The 17304-nt window shown below is 65.0% G+C and carries 21 protein-coding genes; 10 read left to right on the top strand and 11 right to left on the bottom strand.

The window, feature by feature from the left end; all coding sequences use genetic code 11:
• Positions 1-131: 131 nt before the first annotated feature.
• Positions 132-605: a hypothetical protein gene (locus CXQ90_RS07750; protein ID WP_146068857.1), complete on the top strand. Its 474-nt coding sequence runs from the start codon at positions 132-134 to the stop codon at positions 603-605.
• 22 nt (positions 606-627) lie between these two features.
• Here CXQ90_RS07750 and trxB read toward each other — a convergent pair whose 3' ends face one another.
• The 4 genes from trxB to CXQ90_RS07730 form a co-directional block, all read right to left on the bottom strand.
• A complete protein-coding gene (trxB, locus tag CXQ90_RS07745; protein ID WP_104138193.1) occupies positions 628-1650 on the bottom strand; it encodes a thioredoxin-disulfide reductase in 1023 nt (340 codons plus the stop codon).
• Between the two features lie 53 nt (positions 1651-1703).
• A complete protein-coding gene (locus CXQ90_RS07740) occupies positions 1704-2162 on the bottom strand; it encodes an arsenate reductase ArsC (protein WP_104138192.1) in 459 nt (152 codons plus the stop codon).
• A 186-nt stretch (positions 2163-2348) separates the two neighbouring features.
• Positions 2349-2699: a metalloregulator ArsR/SmtB family transcription factor gene (locus tag CXQ90_RS07735; protein ID WP_104138343.1), complete on the bottom strand. Its 351-nt coding sequence runs from the start codon at positions 2697-2699 to the stop codon at positions 2349-2351.
• A 119-nt stretch (positions 2700-2818) separates the two neighbouring features.
• A complete protein-coding gene (locus tag CXQ90_RS07730) occupies positions 2819-3559 on the bottom strand; it encodes an MIP/aquaporin family protein (RefSeq protein WP_104138191.1) in 741 nt (246 codons plus the stop codon).
• A 45-nt stretch (positions 3560-3604) separates the two neighbouring features.
• On the opposite strand from CXQ90_RS07730, the gene CXQ90_RS07725 reads away from it, so the two are divergent.
• The 5 genes from CXQ90_RS07725 (at position 3605) to CXQ90_RS07705 (ending at position 7621) form a co-directional block, all read left to right on the top strand.
• Positions 3605-4279: a helix-turn-helix domain-containing protein gene (locus CXQ90_RS07725; RefSeq protein WP_104138190.1), complete on the top strand. Its 675-nt coding sequence runs from the start codon at positions 3605-3607 to the stop codon at positions 4277-4279.
• A 180-nt stretch (positions 4280-4459) separates the two neighbouring features.
• Positions 4460-4882 carry an arsenate reductase ArsC gene (locus CXQ90_RS07720; RefSeq protein ID WP_104138188.1) on the top strand — a complete coding sequence of 141 codons (423 nt, stop codon included), beginning with the start codon at positions 4460-4462 and terminating at the stop codon, positions 4880-4882.
• A 219-nt stretch (positions 4883-5101) separates the two neighbouring features.
• A complete protein-coding gene (locus CXQ90_RS07715) occupies positions 5102-6472 on the top strand; it encodes an FAD-dependent oxidoreductase (RefSeq protein ID WP_104138187.1) in 1371 nt (456 codons plus the stop codon).
• A gap of 40 nt (positions 6473-6512) precedes the next feature.
• The gene (locus CXQ90_RS07710) at positions 6513-7175 is read left to right on the top strand and encodes an arsenate reductase ArsC (RefSeq protein WP_104138185.1); all 663 of its coding nucleotides are present in this window, start codon (positions 6513-6515) and stop codon (positions 7173-7175) included.
• The gene (locus CXQ90_RS07705) at positions 7172-7621 is read left to right on the top strand and encodes a low molecular weight phosphatase family protein (protein ID WP_104138184.1); all 450 of its coding nucleotides are present in this window, start codon (positions 7172-7174) and stop codon (positions 7619-7621) included. Before CXQ90_RS07710 ends, CXQ90_RS07705 begins: the two co-directional genes overlap by 4 nt.
• Before the next feature lie 52 nt (positions 7622-7673).
• Here the strand turns inward: CXQ90_RS07705 and CXQ90_RS07700 are convergent, their stop codons facing one another.
• From CXQ90_RS07700 to CXQ90_RS07670, 7 genes are all read right to left on the bottom strand, one after another.
• Entirely contained in the window at positions 7674-8396 is a 723-nt protein-coding gene (locus CXQ90_RS07700; protein WP_104138182.1) for a winged helix-turn-helix domain-containing protein, read from the bottom strand.
• Between the two features lie 8 nt (positions 8397-8404).
• Positions 8405-9316 carry a phosphate ABC transporter ATP-binding protein PstB gene (gene pstB, locus CXQ90_RS07695; RefSeq protein ID WP_104138181.1) on the bottom strand — a complete coding sequence of 304 codons (912 nt, stop codon included), beginning with the start codon at positions 9314-9316 and terminating at the stop codon, positions 8405-8407.
• Between the two features lie 3 nt (positions 9317-9319).
• Entirely contained in the window at positions 9320-10234 is a 915-nt protein-coding gene (gene pstA / locus CXQ90_RS07690) for a phosphate ABC transporter permease PstA (protein ID WP_104138180.1), read from the bottom strand.
• Positions 10234-11187, bottom strand: coding sequence for a phosphate ABC transporter permease subunit PstC (pstC, locus tag CXQ90_RS07685; RefSeq protein ID WP_104138179.1), 954 nt, complete (start codon positions 11185-11187; stop codon positions 10234-10236). Before pstC ends, pstA begins: the two co-directional genes overlap by 1 nt.
• Positions 11188-11219: 32 nt before the next feature.
• Complete coding sequence (locus CXQ90_RS07680) at positions 11220-12185, bottom strand: PstS family phosphate ABC transporter substrate-binding protein (RefSeq protein WP_104138177.1); 966 nt, start codon at positions 12183-12185, stop codon at positions 11220-11222.
• 173 nt (positions 12186-12358) lie between these two features.
• Positions 12359-13456, bottom strand: coding sequence for an LCP family protein (locus CXQ90_RS07675; RefSeq protein ID WP_104138176.1), 1098 nt, complete (start codon positions 13454-13456; stop codon positions 12359-12361).
• Between the two features lie 54 nt (positions 13457-13510).
• The gene (locus tag CXQ90_RS07670) at positions 13511-14158 is read right to left on the bottom strand and encodes a low molecular weight phosphatase family protein (RefSeq protein WP_104138174.1); all 648 of its coding nucleotides are present in this window, start codon (positions 14156-14158) and stop codon (positions 13511-13513) included.
• Between the two features lie 189 nt (positions 14159-14347).
• Here CXQ90_RS07670 and CXQ90_RS07665 point away from each other — a divergent pair, with 189 nt between their 5' ends.
• The 4 genes from CXQ90_RS07665 to CXQ90_RS07650 all read left to right on the top strand — a co-directional run bounded on the left by CXQ90_RS07665 (position 14348) and on the right by CXQ90_RS07650 (position 17200).
• Complete coding sequence (locus tag CXQ90_RS07665; RefSeq protein WP_104138172.1) at positions 14348-15199, top strand: formate/nitrite transporter family protein; 852 nt, start codon at positions 14348-14350, stop codon at positions 15197-15199.
• Between the two features lie 208 nt (positions 15200-15407).
• A complete protein-coding gene (locus tag CXQ90_RS07660; RefSeq protein ID WP_181038475.1) occupies positions 15408-15665 on the top strand; it encodes a hypothetical protein in 258 nt (85 codons plus the stop codon).
• A gap of 75 nt (positions 15666-15740) precedes the next feature.
• A complete protein-coding gene (locus CXQ90_RS07655) occupies positions 15741-16166 on the top strand; it encodes an SRPBCC family protein (protein ID WP_181038474.1) in 426 nt (141 codons plus the stop codon).
• Positions 16167-16333: 167 nt separating this feature from the next.
• On the top strand, positions 16334-17200 hold the full coding sequence (locus CXQ90_RS07650) for an SGNH/GDSL hydrolase family protein (protein WP_104138169.1): 867 nt from the start codon (positions 16334-16336) through the stop codon (positions 17198-17200).
• The last annotated feature ends 104 nt before the right edge of the window (positions 17201-17304 follow it).

Genomic DNA, 17304 nt, shown 5'->3' with positions numbered 1-17304 from the left:
CTACAGCCGACCGGGTGTCTGGACTTTACAGAATAACGGGAAGATGTTCATTCGCGCCCAGTCCGTTTCGTTTCTATTCCAACTTGAGGGCCTCAGTAGTACGCGTCCGCGGCTGCGCGTAGCTTCGTTGCATGAGGAAGCTTGTACCGATGGCGCAGGTAGGACTCCTGGTGGCTGTTCTTGGAACCGGGTGCAGTCTCATTCCAGGCAGCGGCGGCGAAACGTTTCCAGGCAGTGGCAGCGAAACGTGCGTGGACTGGGTCCGGTTCGCGACTCCTCAAGACCAATACGACCATGCCGGCATGGTGCTGATCGGAAAGTCTTTGAGCCAGGCAGGCGAGACCAGCATCTACGGATACAGGGCCACGACCCACCTTGTAGAAGTCGAGCGAGTACTCAAAGGTAACCACGGCAGTGGGAACCTCAGCATTTCCTCCATGCCTCAGACCTGCACCGGAGGCGAGTCATACCCGGACGGCGACCCGCTCGACACCGATCAGCGAGTCATCATTTTTGCCAACCAGCAGGGCGGCGAGTGGTTCACCATGACGCCCGCCCAAGGAGTCCTGCCCTTCCAGCAGGGCACAGCGCTTCCGTTTCGCTAGTGGGTCCGGCAGCGGGCGCGGGTCAGGCGTGGGTGGGTTCCTCCACCAGGGCCGTGGCGATGCTGTCGGCGTCGTCCAGCGCGGCGAGGTAGCGCTCCGCGTCCAGGGCCGCGGCGCAGCCGGTGCCGGCGGCTGTGATGGCCTGGCGGTAGCGGTGGTCCACGGCGTCGCCGCACGCGAACACTCCGGAAAGGTTGGTGCAGGTGGTGGGCGACTCCACCTTGATGTAGCCCTCGGCGTCCAGCTCCACCTGCCCCACCACCAGCTCGGTCCGCGGCACGTGCCCGATGGCGACGAACAGCCCGGTGGCGGACTGCTGCCGGGTTTCGCCGGTGCGGGTGTCCTTGAGCGTGACGCCGCTGACCTTGCCGTTGCCGTGGATCTCCGCGACGGCCGAGTTCCACGCGAAACTGATCTTGGGGTTGTCCTTGGCGCGCTGGGCCATGATCCGGGAGGCGCGGAGTTCTCCCTTGCGGACGACGACGGTCACGGACTTCCCGAAGCGGGTCAGGAAAGTGGCCTCCTCCATCGCCGAATCGCCGCCTCCGACGACGATAATGTCCTGGTCGCGGAAGAAGAACCCGTCGCACGTGGCGCACCAGGAGACGCCGTGGCCGCTGAACTTCTTCTCCTCGGGCAGGCCGAGTTCCTTGTACGCGGAGCCGGTGGCGAGGATGACCGCCGGCGCCTGGTGAATCTCGCCGCCGCCGGTAATCACGCGCTTGAGGTGCCCGGACAGCGTCACTTCAGTGACGTCGTCGAACACCACCTTGGCGCCGAAACGCTCCGCCTGCTGCTGCAAGCCGTCCATGAGCTCGGGGCCCTGGATGCCCTCCGGGAACCCGGGAAAGTTCTCGACGTCGGTGGTGTTCATCAGCGCGCCGCCGGCGGTGACGGACCCGGCCAGCACCAGCGGTTCCAGTCCGGCGCGGGCCGCGTAGATCGCGGCGGTGTAGCCGGCGGGCCCGGACCCGATGATGATCAGTTGCTCCGTGTTGAAATTCTCGGCGCTGACGTTCTTAGGCTTCGCGTTTTTGGAACGCACGGCTGGCTCCGTTTCCTCAAGCTCGTTGGACATTGGGGTGAGTGGGCGTGCAGTTACTGGGCGTCGGGGTGCAGTGCGGGCTGCAGTTCGGTGATCAGGCCCTCGATGCGGGTCCGGATCTCGTCGCGGATGGGGCGGACGCTGTCGATGCCCTGGCCGGCGGGGTCCTCGAGGACCCAGTCCTCGTAGCGCTTGCCGGGGAAGTACGGGCATTCGTCGCCGCAGCCCATGGTGATGACGACGTCGGACTCCTTGACGGCCTCGGTGGTGAGGATCTTGGGGATTTCCCGGGACATGTCGATGCCGAGTTCGGCCATCGCCTCGACGGCGGCGGGGTTCACCTTGTCCGCGGGCTGGGACCCGGCGGAGCGGACCTCGATCCTGCCGCCGGCCAGGGACGTCAGGAAGGCGGCGGCCATCTGGGAGCGGCCGGCATTGTGGACACAGACGAACAGGACGGACGGTTTCCTGGCGGTGGCGGTGCTGCCAGTGGTGCCGGCGGTGAAAGTCATTGTGGTCTCCTGGCGGTGAGGCGGTGAGGCGGTTAGACGGTTCGGCGTTTCGGGAACCTAGGCGGATACGGAATCGGTGAAGCAGCGTGTGCGCCCCCAAAGAGCCGCATAACAAGTGCAACAAGCGCACGCACTTCAATCAAGGGCCCGACGCCGCGGTAGCCGTTGCGGGCGCTTCCGCGACTGTCACAAAGTGGCCAGGAGTCCGGCCGTCTTTTCCAGGGCCCCGGGGACCAAGGAGTAATAGGCCCACGTGCCACGCTTTTCGCGGTGCAGCAGCCCGGCCGCGACCAGGATCTTCAGATGGTGGGACACCGTGGGCTGGCCCAGGTCGAGCGGCCCGGTCAGGTCGCACACGCACGATGCACCGGAGGCTTCGGCCTTGACGATGGAGAGCAGGCGCAGCCGGTTCGGGTCGGCCAGCGCCTTGAAGACCAGGGCTTTCTGCTTCGCCTCTTCCGCGCCCAAGGCAGGCATCCCCGCAGGGGCGCAGCAGGCTTCGTCCGCAGCCGGCTCGAGAACGGGCAACAGTTTCATGTACCCATTGTGCACCAACATTGACGATCATCAATATAGATGCCGCACAGCCTCCAGCTCGGGAGCGAGTCCGGAGGAGTCTGCCTGGCTGGAGGGGAGCGGCCCGGTATCGATGAAAGCTACGAGCCAGTCGTCTTGGAACTGTGCGGGAGAATGACGTCGTCCGCGGCGCGGTCCGCGGAGGGGAACAGGATGAGGACGAGTCCAAGTCCTGCCGCCGCGCCGATCAGCTGCGCCACCACGAAGCCGGGAACGGACGCCGGGGCGATCCCGGCGAAGGTGTCACTGAAGATGCGGCCGACTGTCACGGCCGGGTTCGCGAACGACGTCGAGGACGTGAACCAGTATGCAGCTCCGATGTAGGCGCCCACGGCCGGAGCGGCGAGGACGCCCCGCTTGGTGGCGGCCAGGGCGAAGATCAGCAGGATGAGCCCGGCGGTCGCAACAACCTCGCCCAGCAGGTGACCCGTGGTGGCTCGATCCTTGGCGGAGATGGAGGTTCCCACCTCAAACATGGCGTTCGCGACCACGCTGCCGCTGATCGCGCCAACCGTCTGGGCAACGACATAGGTGCCGAGCTCCGGCAGGGTCAGTCCGGAGCCGCTGCGCCGGCCCAGTATCCAGTCGGCGAGGGACACCGCAGGATTGAAGTGCGCACCGCTCACGGGCCCGAGCACCAGGATCAGCACCGTCAAACCCAGCACGGTGGCGGTGCTGTTCTGGAGCAGCTGCAGGCCAACGTCGTTGGGGGAGAGCTGCTGCGCGGCGATCCCGGAACCCACCACGATCATCACGAGCAGGCTGGTGCCCAAAAGTTCGGCAACGGCACGGCGCAACAGTGGCGGCTGGTTCGAAGTCATGACAACAGCTTGACCGAAAGAGTTAGCTCAGTCAAAATTGAACCAATGAATACTGAAGCAGTTTCCGGATTTCACGCGCGGGTAGCCAAGCACGCAGCCCTCGCCGATCCTGCGCGGCTGCGCATCGTTGACCTGCTGACGCTTGGGGACTCTTCTCCCTCGGAGCTGCAGGCGGAGCTGGGCATGCCGTCGAACCTGCTCTCCCACCACCTGCGCGCACTGGAGGGGGCTGGGCTGACAATCCGCCACCGCTCAGAAGCCGACCGGCGCCGCAGCTATATCCGGCTTGCTGCCGGCGCGCTCGAGGGTCTGGTGCCGGGGAGCGAACACGGGGCCCGCCGGATGCTGTTCGTCTGCACGCGAAACAGTGCCCGGTCCCAGCTGGCCACCGCGCTCTGGCAGCAGGTCAGCGAAATCCCCTCAGCGTCTGCAGGAACGCATCCGGCAGACCGCATCGCCCGAGGTGCAATCGAAGTCGCCCGCCGCCACGGCGTGGACCTGGCAGACCTTCCTCCGCGGAGACTTGACGACGTCGCGGGGGAGGGGGACTTCGTAGTGACCGTGTGCGACAACGCCCATGAGGAGCTGACCGGCCTGGGCGGAGTGCACTGGTCAGTCCCGGATCCGCTGCGCCTAGGAACCGAGGAAGCCTTCGAGCGGGCTTTCATGGACATCTCCCACCGCATCACCGGCCTCGCGCCGCGCATGCTCGCCGCCTAGCTCGCGTACGCCCACAGCGTCCACGCGCCCATTCAGATAAATATTGACAATTATCGATCTATGGCCCGAAACTTCTTGTATCGATCATCATCAATATTGAGATGGACGCTGCAGGGACGGGCGAGAAGACCTTAGCCAGACCGATTTACCCGTCACCTAACCGATTCCAGGAGAAACCACGTGAGCACCGAAATCACCAAGAAGCCCTCCGTCCTGTTCGTCTGCGTCCACAATGCCGGCCGCTCTCAGATGGCCGCCGCCTTCCTGACCACGCTTGGCAAGGGGGAGATCGAGGTCCGTTCCGCCGGGTCTCAGCCGGCTGACAAGGTGAACCCGGCCGCCGTCGAGGCCATGGCCGAGCTCGGCATCGACATGTCCTCCGAGATCCCGAAGGTCCTCACCACCGAGGCAGTGAAGGAATCCGACGTGGTGATCACCATGGGCTGCGGCGACGAATGCCCGTACTTCCCCGGCAAGCGCTACGAGGACTGGGTCCTCGAGGACCCCGCGGGCCAGGGCGTCGATGCTGTCCGCCCCATCCGCGACGAGATCCGGACCCGCATCGAGGGCCTGATCGCTTCCCTCGTCCCGGCTGCCACGTAACGCACCACGCCTTAACCCGTACAGGGGGAGGAGGTGAGCTGAATGAATACCGGATGCTGCGGCGACTCGGGCTGCTGCGACGACGATCAGGACTGCTGCTGATCCCCGCCTTTCCGCCCAACTAGGTGGCAGTAGGTGTCGTTTCGGGCCGTCAAAACGACACCTACTGCTACCTAGTTGGGCCACTGACATCACCAATCTGATAGGAATGAGGACAGCATGGATTCAACGGTGAACCTTCCCGTTGCCGTCATCGGTGCCGGCCCGGTGGGCCTGGCCGCCGTGGCCCACCTGCTCGAGCGCGGCCTGGAGCCGCTGGTCTTCGAGGCAGGCCCGACGGCGGGTGCAGCCATTGAGCACTGGCGCCACATCCGGCTGTTCTCACCGTGGCGGTTCAACCTCGACGCCGCCGCCGTCCGTCTGCTCGAAGGCTCCGGCTGGGAATCGCCCCGGCCCACGGCACTGCCGTACGGCGGTGAACTCATCGACACCTACCTTGCCCCGCTGGCCGCGCTGCCGCAGATCGCCTCCCGGCTGCAGACCGGTGCTCGCGTCGTGGCCGTGACGCGGCAGGGGCTGGACAAGACCCACGTCCGCAACCGCGACAGCACGCCGTTCGTCGTCCGCGTCGAGCACCAGGACGGCGAAACCCGCGACCACACCGTGGCAGCGGTCATCGACGCCTCGGGCACCTGGTCCCGCCGCAACCCGCTGGGCACGTCCGGCCTGCCCGCTATCGGCGAGGACAGCGCGGCGGAAAGGATCTCCGCGCCGCTGCCCGACGTCACCGGCCGGGAGCGAGGCACCTTCGCCGGACGCCGCGTCCTGGTGGTCGGTGCGGGCCATTCCGCCGCCAACACCCTCATCAGCCTGGCCGACCTCGCCAGGGAAGAGCCGGACACCAGAATCCTTTGGGCCGTCCGCGGCGACTCCGCCGAGAAGGTCTACGGCGGCGGCGATGCCGACGGGCTTCCCGCGCGGGGGCAGCTCGGCGGCCGGGTCCGGCGGCTTGTGGAGGCCGGAAAAATCGAACTGCACACCGGCTTCGGCATCGCTTCCCTCAAAGCGCTCGATTCCGGCGTGACCGTCGAAGCCGTGGACGGCCGCACCCTGGAAGCCGACGTCGTGGTGCCCTGCACCGGCTTCCGGCCGGACCTGGACATCCTGCGGGAACTCCGGCTCAGCCTGGACCCTGCCGTCGAGGCGCCGGTGGAGCTCGGCCCGCTGATCGACCCCGAATTCCACTCCTGCGGCACCGTTCCCCCGCACGGTGCCGCGGTCCTGGCGCACCCGGACAAGGACTTCTACATCGTGGGCATGAAGTCCTACGGCCGGGCGCCCACCTTCCTGCTGGCCACCGGCTACGAGCAGGTCCGCTCCGTCGTCGCCGCACTGGCGGGGGACCGCGAGGCCGCGGACACCGTCCACCTCGAACTCCCCGAGACCGGCGTCTGCTCCACCGACGCCGGCACCAGCTGCGACGTACCCGCAGCCGTGGCCTCCACAGAGAGCGGCTGCTGCGCCACACCTGAACCGGTGCTGGTCGGCTTCCCCACCGGACTGGCCCACGGCCGCGCCGGCGAGTCCTGATCTATGAGCCCCTTCCAGAACCCAGAGTGGAGCATCTGCAATGACTGACCACCACGACATCAAACTCGGACTGCAGGACAGCACCGAGGTCCTGCACCGCATCAGCAGCCGCCTCTCCGCGCGCTATTCCGGGATCTTCGCCGCCGAAACAGTGGAGCGCTACGTCTTCGAGTCCTACACTGCCCTGGCCCGTACCGCGAAGGTCACCGCCTATCTGCCGGCCACCACCGAACACTTCGCGAATGACCGGCTCCACGCCCTGGCCACATCCAAGGGCGCCATCGCCTCCGAGGTTCCCGAGGTGCTGTTCGTCTGCGTCCAGAACGCCGGCCGCTCCCAGATGGCCGCCGCACTTCTCAACGCCGAAGCTCAAGGCAGGATCCACGTCCGCTCCGCCGGTTCCATGCCGGCATCGGCACTGGATCCTGCCGTCGTAACGGCGATGGCCGAGATCGGCCTTGACCTGTCAGCGGACTACCCCAAACCGCTCACCGACGACGTCGTGCGCGCCTCGGATGTGGTCATCACCATGGGCTGCGGCGACTCCTGCCCCATCTACCCGGGCAAGCGCTACGAAGACTGGGAGCTTACGGACCCGGCAGACCAGTCGCTTGAAACCGTGCGATCAATCCGTGACGAGATCCACGACCGAATCAGAATCCTCGTCACATCCCTGCTCAACAAGGAAGAACCGACACCATGACAGACCAGTCCATCGCGCCCGGGATCGATGCCAAGAAGCCAAGCGTTCTTTTCGTGTGCAGCAAGAACGGCGGAAAGTCCCAGCTCGCCGCCGGCCTGATGAACGAGCTGGCCGGCGGAACCATCACGGTCCACTCCGCAGGCACCAAACCCGGCAAGTCCCTGAATCCGCAGTCCGTGGAGTCCCTCGCCGAAGTCGGCATCGACATCACCGGCGAGCACCCCAAGCCCGTCACCGACGAGGTGCTGAACGCCGTCGACGTCGTGGTTGTCCTGGGCACCGAAGCCAAGCTCGAGCCACGCGACGGGACGCGCTTCGAGGTCTGGGAAACGGACGAGCCCTCTGAGCGGGGCATCGAAGGCATGGAACGGATGCGCCTGGTCCGGGATGACATCAAAGCCAGAGTCCAGGCCCTCTTCGCCGAGCTGACATCGAGCCGGGCGTAACGGAGCCCGCATTACCCAGCGTGCCGTACACGAACGCGTGTCCGGGCGCCGGCTAGAGGGACATTCGATAGCCGACGCCCCGCACGTTTTCAATGGCGGCGGGCATCCCTAGCGCTTCGATCTTCCGGCGGGCCCGGCCCAAGGCCATGCGCAGTCCATCCTGATGCATGGGCCGTTCACGTGCGCAGTGCACCTCTAATTCGTCTAGAGGGACGACTCTGGGGGCTTCGGCCATAAGGTAGGCCAGAGCGTCGAATTCGCTCCTCGTCAGATGCACATCCTGGCCTGCAACCAGCACGCGGCGCGAATGTGTGTTTAGCACGATGGGTCCGTTGGTCAGGACAGCCGCCGCCATCGGGGCCGGCAAGTTGAGTTGGGTGATGGCTCTCGCCAACCCCTCTCCAGAACATGGCAGGGCGAGCAGTCCCCTCGCCCCGCCTTCCAGCGCCCGGAAACCCTGGGCATGGCTCTCGGCACCGCCCCGGACTCCTACAAGGACAGGGACGTCTGCTTGCTCAACGAGAACCCGGACAAAATCGGGCAGCGGAAAGCCTTCGATGTCTGTGTCCACCAGAACCAGCGAGGGCGGGTCGGATCCGATGCTCACGAGCGCGCCGCCGGGATCCTGATAGCGGCAGATTTCGATTCCCCGGGGAATCAGTGACCGGTCAGAGTCGGCGGTGATGGGTGACCGTCCGGTGACCGCCACGACCTTTAGCGGCCAGCGCCATCTGTGGGGAACCGGGCCGGAACTGTGGGCGGGAGAGGTTTTCATGGGCGAATTTAGCCGAAGCGGCCGGATATGTAATCCTCGGTCCGCTGATCGCGGGGTGATTCGAAAATCTGGGTTGTCGTGCCGTACTCAACCAGGACGCCTGTCCGGTCGCCCGTGCCTTCGTCAGCGAGTGCCGTGAAGAAGGCTGTCCTGTCGGCGACGCGGGCTGCCTGCTGCATGTTGTGGGTGACAATCACGATGGTGTAGTTCCGGCGGAGTTCCGCCATCAGATCCTCGATCCTGGTTGTCGCGATGGGATCAAGGGCGGAGCAGGGCTCATCCATCAGGATCACGTCGGGTTTGACGGCAATGGTCCGTGCGATGCATAGCCGCTGCTGCTGTCCACCGGACAGGCCGAACGCGGACTGTTTGAGTTTGTCTTTTACCTCGGTCCACAGTGCGGCGCCGGTGAGGGCCTCCTCAACAAGGTCATCCATGTTCGCGACCTTCATGCCGATCACCCGTGGGCCGTAGGCAATGTTGTCGTAGATGGACTTGGGAAACGGGTTGGGTTTTTGGAAAACCATGCCGATGCGGCGGCGGACCTCGATGGCGTCGACGTTCTTGGCGTACATGTCCACGCCGCGGAAGGTGACCTTGCCCTCTACTCGCGCGCCGTCGATCAGGTCGTTCATGCGGTTCAGGACCCGGATGAGGGTGGATTTGCCGCAGCCGGACGGGCCGATAAGCGCCGTGATTTGGTTGCGGGCGAAGTCCAGGTCGACACCCGTGACGGCGCGGAAGTCACCGTAGAACACGTTTACGTCCTCGCAGGTCAGGATGGCATCAGTCACCCGATCATTGTTCTTGCCGCGCTTCTGTGTGGGTGCCACGTGGACCGGCACGCCGTGCTGCTCGTGCAGTCGAGCCTCCTCTTCCGGTTTGAGTACAGGAACGTCGGTGTCGGTGTCTTTGATCATGGGTTACCACCGCTTCTGATAATGATTACGGATGTAGATGGCCAGGGCGTTCATGAGGACCAGCAGGACAAGCAGTACGATGCTCGCCGCGGCGGCGAGTTCGTGGAATTGTGCCTGGGGACGGCTGGACCAGTTGAAGATCTGGATTGGCATGGTGGTGAACTGGCTCATGATGCCGTCGGGGTCAAAGCTGACGAACACCAGCCCGCCGAGGACCAGCAGCGGAGCTGCTTCGCCCAGCGCCCGGGAGAGCGCCAGGATGGATCCGGTGGCGATACCGGGCACGGCGGATGGCAGGACTTGACGCCAGACGGTCTGCCACTTTGTGGCCCCCAGCGCCATGGAACCCTCGCGAATTTCCTGGGGAACGGACCTGATGGCCTCGCGCGTGGCGATGATGATGACCGGCATGATCAGCAGACCCAGTGCCATTGCTCCGCCGATAACGACATTCTTGTTTTGGAATCCCAGCATGGACAGGAAAGCCAAGGCGAGCAGTCCGTAAATGATGGAGGGGACCGCTGCGAGGTTCTGGACGTTCAGTTCTACCATGCGGTTGAACTTGTTGTGTTTGTCTGCGAACTCTTCCAGATGAATAGCGGCCGCAACCCCCAGCGGGATGGTCAGAAGCGCAGTGACGGCGACAACCCAGACGGATCCGAGAATGGCGGGCCGGGCTCCTGCGTCCCGAGGTGATGACGACGGATAGTTGGTGAACAGCCCCGGCCGCATCACGGCGAAGCCCTCCACGAATGTCGTAATAATGAGCACCAGAAGGAAGATGAAGGACACCGCCAGGGCGGCCCATATCAGGATCAGGAACACCAACGATGCCGGGCTCTTTTCCCCGCTGAGCTTCTTCCCCCGGTATCCGAGTGGTTTGACGGAATCCAGTACGCTTCGCTGACCGGTTGTCATTAGTACGCCTGCCTGTATCTACGGACGAGGGCAATGCTGACGAAGTTGACCAGCAAGGTGATCAGGAACAGCAACAGACCCACCGCGAAGAGTGTGTCGTATTGGATGGACCCCACGCGGGAGTCGCCCAGGGCGGCGTTGGCGATGAAGCCGGTCATGGTTTGGCCCTGTTCAAGGGGACCGGAAACTATGCGGGCCTGGCTGCCTGCGGCCATCGCGACGATCATGGTTTCACCGACCGCCCGGGATACGCCCAGAACGATAGCGGCGATGATGCCCGACAGTGCAGCGGGGAAAACTACCCGAAGCGTGGTCTGCATCCGGTTGGCACCCAGGGCCGCAGATCCCTGACGCATTGCTTGAGGAACCGCCGACATGGCGTCCTCGGAAACAGACGCGACCGTCGGAACGATCATGATGCCCATGACGACGCCGGCAGCGAGGACACTGAACGCGCCGGTGCCCAGGCCAAGCCACTGCCGGAACACTGTGCCCTGCACGAAGGTCAGGGCGAACAGCCCGTAGACCACGGTGGGGATGCCGGCGAGGATTTCCAGGACCGGCTTGAGTATCTTGCGAAGGCCGGGCCTGGCGTATTCAGACAGGAGCATGGCGGCCCCAAGACCGAACGGCACGGCAATTACGAGCGCAATAAGCGTCGTCCACAGCGTGGCTGTAATCAGCGGCACCACCCCGAAGGACGCCTTGGCGAAACGCGGCGCCCAGCGGTCACCGAAGAGGAAGTCGGTCACCGGGATCTCCCGGAAAAATCCGAGCGCCGGCACTATCAGTGCCAGCAGGATGCCGATGGTCGTGGCAATGGTGACGGCCGCGGCCAGGGCAAGCAGGACACGGATGACGCGTTCGCCGTAACGCGGTTTGCCGGCGAACGTGAACGGGGCCGGGCGGCCCGGTGCTTTGGCCGGACCGCCCGTCTCACGCACGGTTGTCATGACAGAAACTGCTGGCTATCGAGCGGCGGCCGCTAGGCGATCGAGGCCAGCTCTTCCTTGGCCTTGACGGACTGTTCTTCGGTCAGGCCGATAAACAGGGCCTCTTTGGCGATCGCAGCTGCGTTCTCGGCGTAGAAGTCAACAAACTCCTTGACCTGGGGCTTGTCGGTGTAGGCCTTGTTCGCAACGTATACGAACAGCGGCCGTCCGAGCGGCTTGTAGGTGCCGTTCTGGACAGTCTCGGTGGAGGGGGTGATGCAGCCTGCCCCGTTGTCCACCGGGACGATCCTGACCGCGTTAGGGTTTTCCTCAGCGTAGGACAGGCCGAAGAACCCCAAGGCGCCCTTTGAACCCTGAACGCCCTGGATGGTTACGTTGTCATCCTCGGACGGGCTGTAATCGGTGCGGATGGCGCCGGTCTCGCCGTTGATGGCCTCCGTGAAGTAGTCGAAGGTGCCAGAGTCGGTGCCCGCGCCGAACAAGTCAAGCTTTTCAGCGGGGAAGGAGGGATCGACGTCCTTCCAGGTCTTGACCTTGCTCTCGGCTTCCGGGGCCCAGATCTTCTTCAGCTGCGTGACCGTGAGGCACTTGGCCCAGTCGTTTTCGGGGTTCGCGACGACGGACAGTCCATCGTTTGCCATCACGATTTCGGTGTACGCAATACCCTTGGCCTTGCACTCGGCGGCCTCTTCGTCCTTGATCTGGCGGGAAGCGTTCGAAATATCGGTCTCCCCGGCACAGAATTTCTTGAACCCGCCGCCGGTGCCTGACGTTGCAACCGAGACATTGACGCCTGAGTTCTTGCCGCGGAAACTCGTGGCGGCGGCCTCAGTCAACGGGGCAACAGTTGAGGAACCGTCAACGGAGACGCTGCCGCTGGCGCCTCCTCCGGTTGTGGTTCCCGACGAGGCATTGTTCTGCCCCCCGCAGGCGGTTAGGACGACGAGCGCCGAGGCCAGGCTCAGGGCTCCGAAGTTCTTGGTGGCACGCTTTGGCATGGTCGATCATTCCCTCCATTAGCGGGCGACGACTCCCGCTGCGTTGCGGTGACTTCGGCGATCAGGTCGCTTAACACAATTGCAGTCGCCCAACATGAATACCGGGTGAACGCTGGAGGTACAGCCGCGGACATTTCTCGACAAGGCGCCCGCCGTCGTCATCAGCAGGAGCGTCAGCGGGGTCTGTTCTGCGCGACGTACGCGCCCACGGTGTCTCTGCCCAGCGCGGCCCCGACCGCGGAGATGGCGCCGTGGTCCGGCAGGACGATGGACTGCCCGTCGGTGCTGAACCCGAATCCGGCCGTGGGCAGGGTGAAGAACACGGCGTCCTGCATGCGGACGTTGCGGAGGCTGTACGCCAGGCTGGCGAGCTTGGCCGCGGTGAGGCCCTTGTCCACCTTCATGTACCGGGACGCCGTGTTGACCACCTTGTAGAGGGTCACGGGGTTGGACAGGGTCTTAGCATTGAGGAGCTTGGCCAACGTGGCGCGGACCATGGTCTGCTGGTTCTCGATCCGCTTGAAGTCGCCGTCGCCAAACGCGTAGCGCTCGCGGACGAATTCGAGTGCCTTCTGGCCCTTCAGCTTGTTCACGCCCGCAGGAAAGTGCTGGCGCGTGTCGTGCGTGGAGGTGAACGCTTCCCTGACGTTGACGTCCACCCCGCCGAGCGCCTCGGTGATGCCCCTGAAGCCCTCGAAGTCCATCGAGATGACGTGCTGGATCTTCTGGCCGAACAGTGATTCCACGGTCCTCACCACAAGGGGCACGCCGCCAAGCGTCAGGGCCGAGTTGATCTTGGCCTCGCCGAAGCCGGGAATCGGCACCCAGGTGTCGCGCATGAGCGAGATGCCGTACACGTGCCGGCCGTCGCGCGCGAGGTGGATCAGCATGATGGCATCCGCTCGCTGGTCGGGCAGGCCGTTGGGCGCCGGCGGGTCGCCGCGGCGGTGGTCGCTGCCCAGGACCAGGATGTTCATGGGCAGCGCGGGCGGTGGCGGCGGCTTCAGCGGCTTGGCCGCGGGAGGCGGTTTCGCGGCGGGCGTCAGCGTGGCTGTGGCCGTCGCCGTGGCGGTTGGCGACGGGCTTTCCGTTTCGAGCGTGGCCGTCTCGGTGTCCCAGAACCGCGCCAGGTTAAAGACGAACCCGGTGGCCACCAGCGGGATCACAATCAGTACCGCCAGCAGCACTTTGAAGGCCGTCCGCTTGCGCTTCGCGGGTCTTCCGGAGGGGGCTGCGCTGCCCGTGTTGTCCGGATCAGGCCGGGAGTCCATGAACGGAAGGTACCACCAAAGTTCTCCGAAAAGAACGACGGCGGCAGGCCAGTTTTAGGAGGGGGCGTTCAGCCTCGCGAAGCGCAGGATGGAGATGATGGACGGGGCCAGTTCGTCCTCCATCTGGTGGTAGTACTCGGGGGTGCGGCGGTAGGGGTCAACGACGTCGTTGTCCGCGGCGTCGGGCGCCAGCGCAAGGTGCCGCACGGAAGCGGCGCGTGCCGGCAGCTTGCGCCACAGCTTGGTGTTGGCCCAGATCTTTTCGCCGTTCAGGAGGCCGTCCTGACCGTGCCGGGCGGCCTGGCCGTCACCCGCATGGCCTTCGCGTTCCCCGAGCACGTCCAGCATCCTGGCGAACTCGCGGATGGTGAAGGTGCGCTTCAGCAGGGAGGCGTCCAACTGGAGGACCTCGCCGCGGTGTGCCGAGGTCATGGTGAGGACCAGGTCCACCTTGCGCAGGATCTTGCCGGTGAGCTGGCGCGCCGCGAAGCCGTCCGCGGTGCCGCCGAAGGTGCGGATGATGCCCGCGGACAGCGGCTGGACCGGATCGCCCACCATGGCCCGGGTCCCGGCGCTGCGGACCTCGAAGCCGCCGGGCAGCACCTGGTCCAACCCGGCCTGCAGCAAACGTTCCGCCACGGGGGAGCGGCAGATGTTGCCGGTGCAGACGGTCAGTATTCGGACGGGCGAAGGCGATTCCACGTGTTGGCTCTTTCCGGGGGCAGAGGCGGACAGGTCTGTCCGCATGTTTCAACTTAACACGAGGGCGCCCGCGGGTTGCGGCGGAACCGCCTGCAGCGCGGCAACCCCCTTAACCAAGGACCCTCCCGCGGGCCTCTCATCCCACAACAGTAGAATGGCCACACACTTCCAGACGGATAGGCGACAGGAATGAGCGACACCGACGGCGATGCACGACGGCGGGAACTCGGCGACAACGCAGGCCCGGTTGAGGAGGAGGTGGAGGAAGCCTTCGACCGCACGGTTGAGGAAGGCGCGCAACGGCTGAACCGCTCCTTTCGGGACGTGCTCCTCACCGGATTGTTCGGCGGGATCGAGATAGGCATTGGCATTATGGCCTACCTCGGAGTTCTCCATGAGACCGAGAACCACCTTCTCGCGGGGCTGGCATTCAGCGCAGGCCTCATCGCCCTCCTGCTAGCCAAGAGCGAGCTGTTCACGGAAGGCTTCCTGGTGCCCATTGCGGCCGTCGCTGCACGGGAGGCAAGCTACGCGCAGCTCGGGAAGCTCTGGGGCGGCACACTCATTGCCAACCTAGTGGGCGGTTGGCTGTTCATGGCATTGATCATGACGGCGTTCCCGCAGTGGAGCGAGACCATCACGAAGGAAGCCAACTACTACCTCGACGCCGGGTTCAATTGGAGAACTGTGTGTCTTGCCGTGTTGGCGGGGAGCACCATCACGTTGATGACCCGCATGCAGCACGGGACGGACAGCGTGACCGGCAAGATCGCGGCCGCCGTCGTTGGCGCTTTCCTGCTCTACGGGCTGCAGCTCTTCCATTCGATTCTGGACTCGCTGCTGATCTTCGGTGCCATCCACGCGGGTGCGGACATCAACTACCTCGAGTGGCTCGGCTGGTTTTCCTATGTGGTGGTCTTTAACGTTTTTGGCGGGATCCTGCTGGTGACCGCGCTGCGGCTGGTGAGCGTCAGCAAGCTGGTGAAGGAACGGCGTGATAGCTCACCTGAGGACCCTGAGGACGCGCACCACTCCGGCTAGGTTCCGGTGGGTGACAGGGACGTGCGGAGCCGGGAACGAGCAGGGCTCCGGACAGCAACAAACCACCCGGAGACCTGTCGAAAAGGGGGGCCACTACCAGGCAGCGAATGAGTGATTGCCCGCATTCATGAAGAAGTCATCAGGGCGTCATGTCGATGCAACTCAGGGAGCCCACACTGGTGCCACCAAGACAGGGAAAGGAACCGTCATGGACCTTCAAGGCAGGCAGATCCGCTCCTGTGCAGAGCTTTCCCCGGGGGACCGGATCGAAGCGTTCCACGGTGAACGGCCCCTGCACCGGGGCCGCGTGCTGGCAGTCGTCCCGGAGCTGGACATGTTCTGGATCCTGGATTCACGGACAGGAACCCGCCAGCTGCTGGACCTCGATCAGCTGCGCGTCCTGCGGTGCCCGCTCCGGCTTTTGCCGTCCACTCCGGACCGGGATCCCGGACCGGCAGCCGCCTGACCGCCCAGGCGAACACTGAGTGAACTTCGCCCGTAACGGCGATATCGCCAACACCCGGCCCCTAAGATGTCCGGCATGCATTCCCTCGAATCCGAAGCCCTCATCAACGCGCGCCCATCGACCGTTTGGGCTGTCCTCACAGACGCAGGCAACCTGAACGTCTGGGAATCCGGCATCGCCGCTGTCGACGGAGAGCTGCGCAACGGCGGACGGATCCGGATCCGCCCCGCCGGCTCGGAGCGCCGGAACATTCGGGTGCGGGTCCAGCAACTGCCCGGCCACGTCATGATCTGGACCGCAAGCCTGCCCCTGGGGCTGTCGAAGACGGCCCGGACGTTCACAATCGAACCCATGGAAGGCCTGACCCACTTGCACGTGAAAGACGAGCACAGCGGGCTTCTTCACCTGCTGGGCGGGCACACGCTGCACCTCACGAATCGGCCCATGGCTGGCTTCGTCAAGTCAGTCAGGAAGCGGGCCGAGCTGCTCGACCGGATCTAGGGCCGGCTTTACGGCTGGCCAGCCGGCCTCCCGTACCCCGCGGGCCGAATTCGGGCGAAGATTCTCTGGATTTCGCGGGCTCTTGCGGAATTCCGGAGGCCTCTGGAACGTTTTGTCAGTAACGCCCCTGGCGTACCGCACCGGGGCGGCGAGGGAAGGACGAGGCGATGCACAACGTCGGCCGCTTTGAACCCCGAGGCTCCGCTGCGAAACGAACAGCGGCACCCCACCCCTGGAGCCGTTACGTGGCCATGGGGGACTCATTCACCGAAGGCGTGGGCGATCCCGAGCCCCGCAGCCCGGGCGGCCTGCGCGGCTGGGCGGACCGAGTAGCGGAAGAACTCAGCATCGGCCATGAGGACTTCGCGTACGCCAACCTGGCCATCCGGGGACTGCTGCTGGAAGAAATCCTGGACCAGCAGGCCGGGCCGGCGCTGGCCCTGAAGCCGGACCTCATCACCTTGTCGGCGGGCGGGAACGATCTTGTCTTCCGCGGCACGGACCCGGACCGCCTGGCCGTCCAGCTGGATGCCGGCGTCCAATTGCTGGGGCTATCGGGCGCCACGATTGTCCTGTTCACCGGGCCGGACTGGGGATCCACTCCCGTGCTGGGCCGCAACCGCGCCAAGTTGGCCATCTTCAACGAAAACATCCGGACCATCGCGTCCCGGCATGACGCCCTGATCGCGGACCTGTGGGCGCTGCGGCAACTCACGGACCCGCGGATGTGGGATCCGGACCGGCTGCATTTTTCCCCGCTGGGTTACCACACCATCGCCATGATGGTGCTGGACACCCTCAACGTCCCGCACACCCTACAGCCGCTGCAGCCCAAGGACTTGCCGCAGAGCAGCTGGCGAGCCGCCAGGGTGGGTGACCTCGTCTGGGCGCGGAACTACCTGCTTCCATGGGTGGTTCGGCGCATTCGGCACGAGACTGCTGAGGAGCTGAGGGCGAAGCGTCCTTTGGCGGGGCCGGTCTTCGGCGCAGGGATGCCGCCGGGCACGTTCATCGAAACAGCCGGGCAGGCCTAGTACCGGTCAGAGGGGTTCTGCGGCGGCATCGCCCTGCGCGAGCTGCGGTTCCGCCGGCCTGAGATGGCCCCTGACGGCTGCCCTGAAATAGAAGCCTGCGCTCT

The organism is Arthrobacter sp. ZGTC131, assembly GCF_002929275.1.
Taxonomy (GTDB): Bacteria; Actinomycetota; Actinomycetes; order Actinomycetales; family Micrococcaceae; genus Arthrobacter.
The sequence above is the reverse complement of the archived record's forward strand: the minus strand, read 5'-3'. Positions and strand labels throughout refer to the sequence as shown.

What these genes read in the sequence shown, in the direction of transcription:
- CXQ90_RS07650 (WP_104138169.1), top strand. Translation starts at nt 16,334, where the DNA reads ATGCACAACGTCGGCCGCTTTGAACCCCGAGGCTCCGCTGCGAAACGA.
- pstB (WP_104138181.1), bottom strand. Translation starts at nt 9,316, where the DNA reads ATGATCAAAGACACCGACACCGACGTTCCTGTACTCAAACCGGAAGAG.
- pstC (WP_104138179.1), bottom strand. Translation starts at nt 11,187, where the DNA reads ATGACAACCGTGCGTGAGACGGGCGGTCCGGCCAAAGCACCGGGCCGC.
- CXQ90_RS07700 (WP_104138182.1), bottom strand. Translation starts at nt 8,396, where the DNA reads ATGAAAACCTCTCCCGCCCACAGTTCCGGCCCGGTTCCCCACAGATGG.
- CXQ90_RS07750 (WP_146068857.1), top strand. Translation starts at nt 132, where the DNA reads ATGAGGAAGCTTGTACCGATGGCGCAGGTAGGACTCCTGGTGGCTGTT.
- CXQ90_RS07655 (WP_181038474.1), top strand. Translation starts at nt 15,741, where the DNA reads ATGCATTCCCTCGAATCCGAAGCCCTCATCAACGCGCGCCCATCGACC.
- CXQ90_RS07665 (WP_104138172.1), top strand. Translation starts at nt 14,348, where the DNA reads ATGAGCGACACCGACGGCGATGCACGACGGCGGGAACTCGGCGACAAC.
- CXQ90_RS07675 (WP_104138176.1), bottom strand. Translation starts at nt 13,456, where the DNA reads ATGGACTCCCGGCCTGATCCGGACAACACGGGCAGCGCAGCCCCCTCC.
- CXQ90_RS07715 (WP_104138187.1), top strand. Translation starts at nt 5,102, where the DNA reads ATGGATTCAACGGTGAACCTTCCCGTTGCCGTCATCGGTGCCGGCCCG.
- CXQ90_RS07660 (WP_181038475.1), top strand. Translation starts at nt 15,408, where the DNA reads ATGGACCTTCAAGGCAGGCAGATCCGCTCCTGTGCAGAGCTTTCCCCG.
- CXQ90_RS07740 (WP_104138192.1), bottom strand. Translation starts at nt 2,162, where the DNA reads ATGACTTTCACCGCCGGCACCACTGGCAGCACCGCCACCGCCAGGAAA.
- CXQ90_RS07730 (WP_104138191.1), bottom strand. Translation starts at nt 3,559, where the DNA reads ATGACTTCGAACCAGCCGCCACTGTTGCGCCGTGCCGTTGCCGAACTT.
- CXQ90_RS07710 (WP_104138185.1), top strand. Translation starts at nt 6,513, where the DNA reads ATGACTGACCACCACGACATCAAACTCGGACTGCAGGACAGCACCGAG.
- CXQ90_RS07705 (WP_104138184.1), top strand. Translation starts at nt 7,172, where the DNA reads ATGACAGACCAGTCCATCGCGCCCGGGATCGATGCCAAGAAGCCAAGC.
- CXQ90_RS07725 (WP_104138190.1), top strand. Translation starts at nt 3,605, where the DNA reads ATGAATACTGAAGCAGTTTCCGGATTTCACGCGCGGGTAGCCAAGCAC.
- CXQ90_RS07680 (WP_104138177.1), bottom strand. Translation starts at nt 12,185, where the DNA reads ATGCCAAAGCGTGCCACCAAGAACTTCGGAGCCCTGAGCCTGGCCTCG.
- CXQ90_RS07735 (WP_104138343.1), bottom strand. Translation starts at nt 2,699, where the DNA reads ATGAAACTGTTGCCCGTTCTCGAGCCGGCTGCGGACGAAGCCTGCTGC.
- pstA (WP_104138180.1), bottom strand. Translation starts at nt 10,234, where the DNA reads ATGACAACCGGTCAGCGAAGCGTACTGGATTCCGTCAAACCACTCGGA.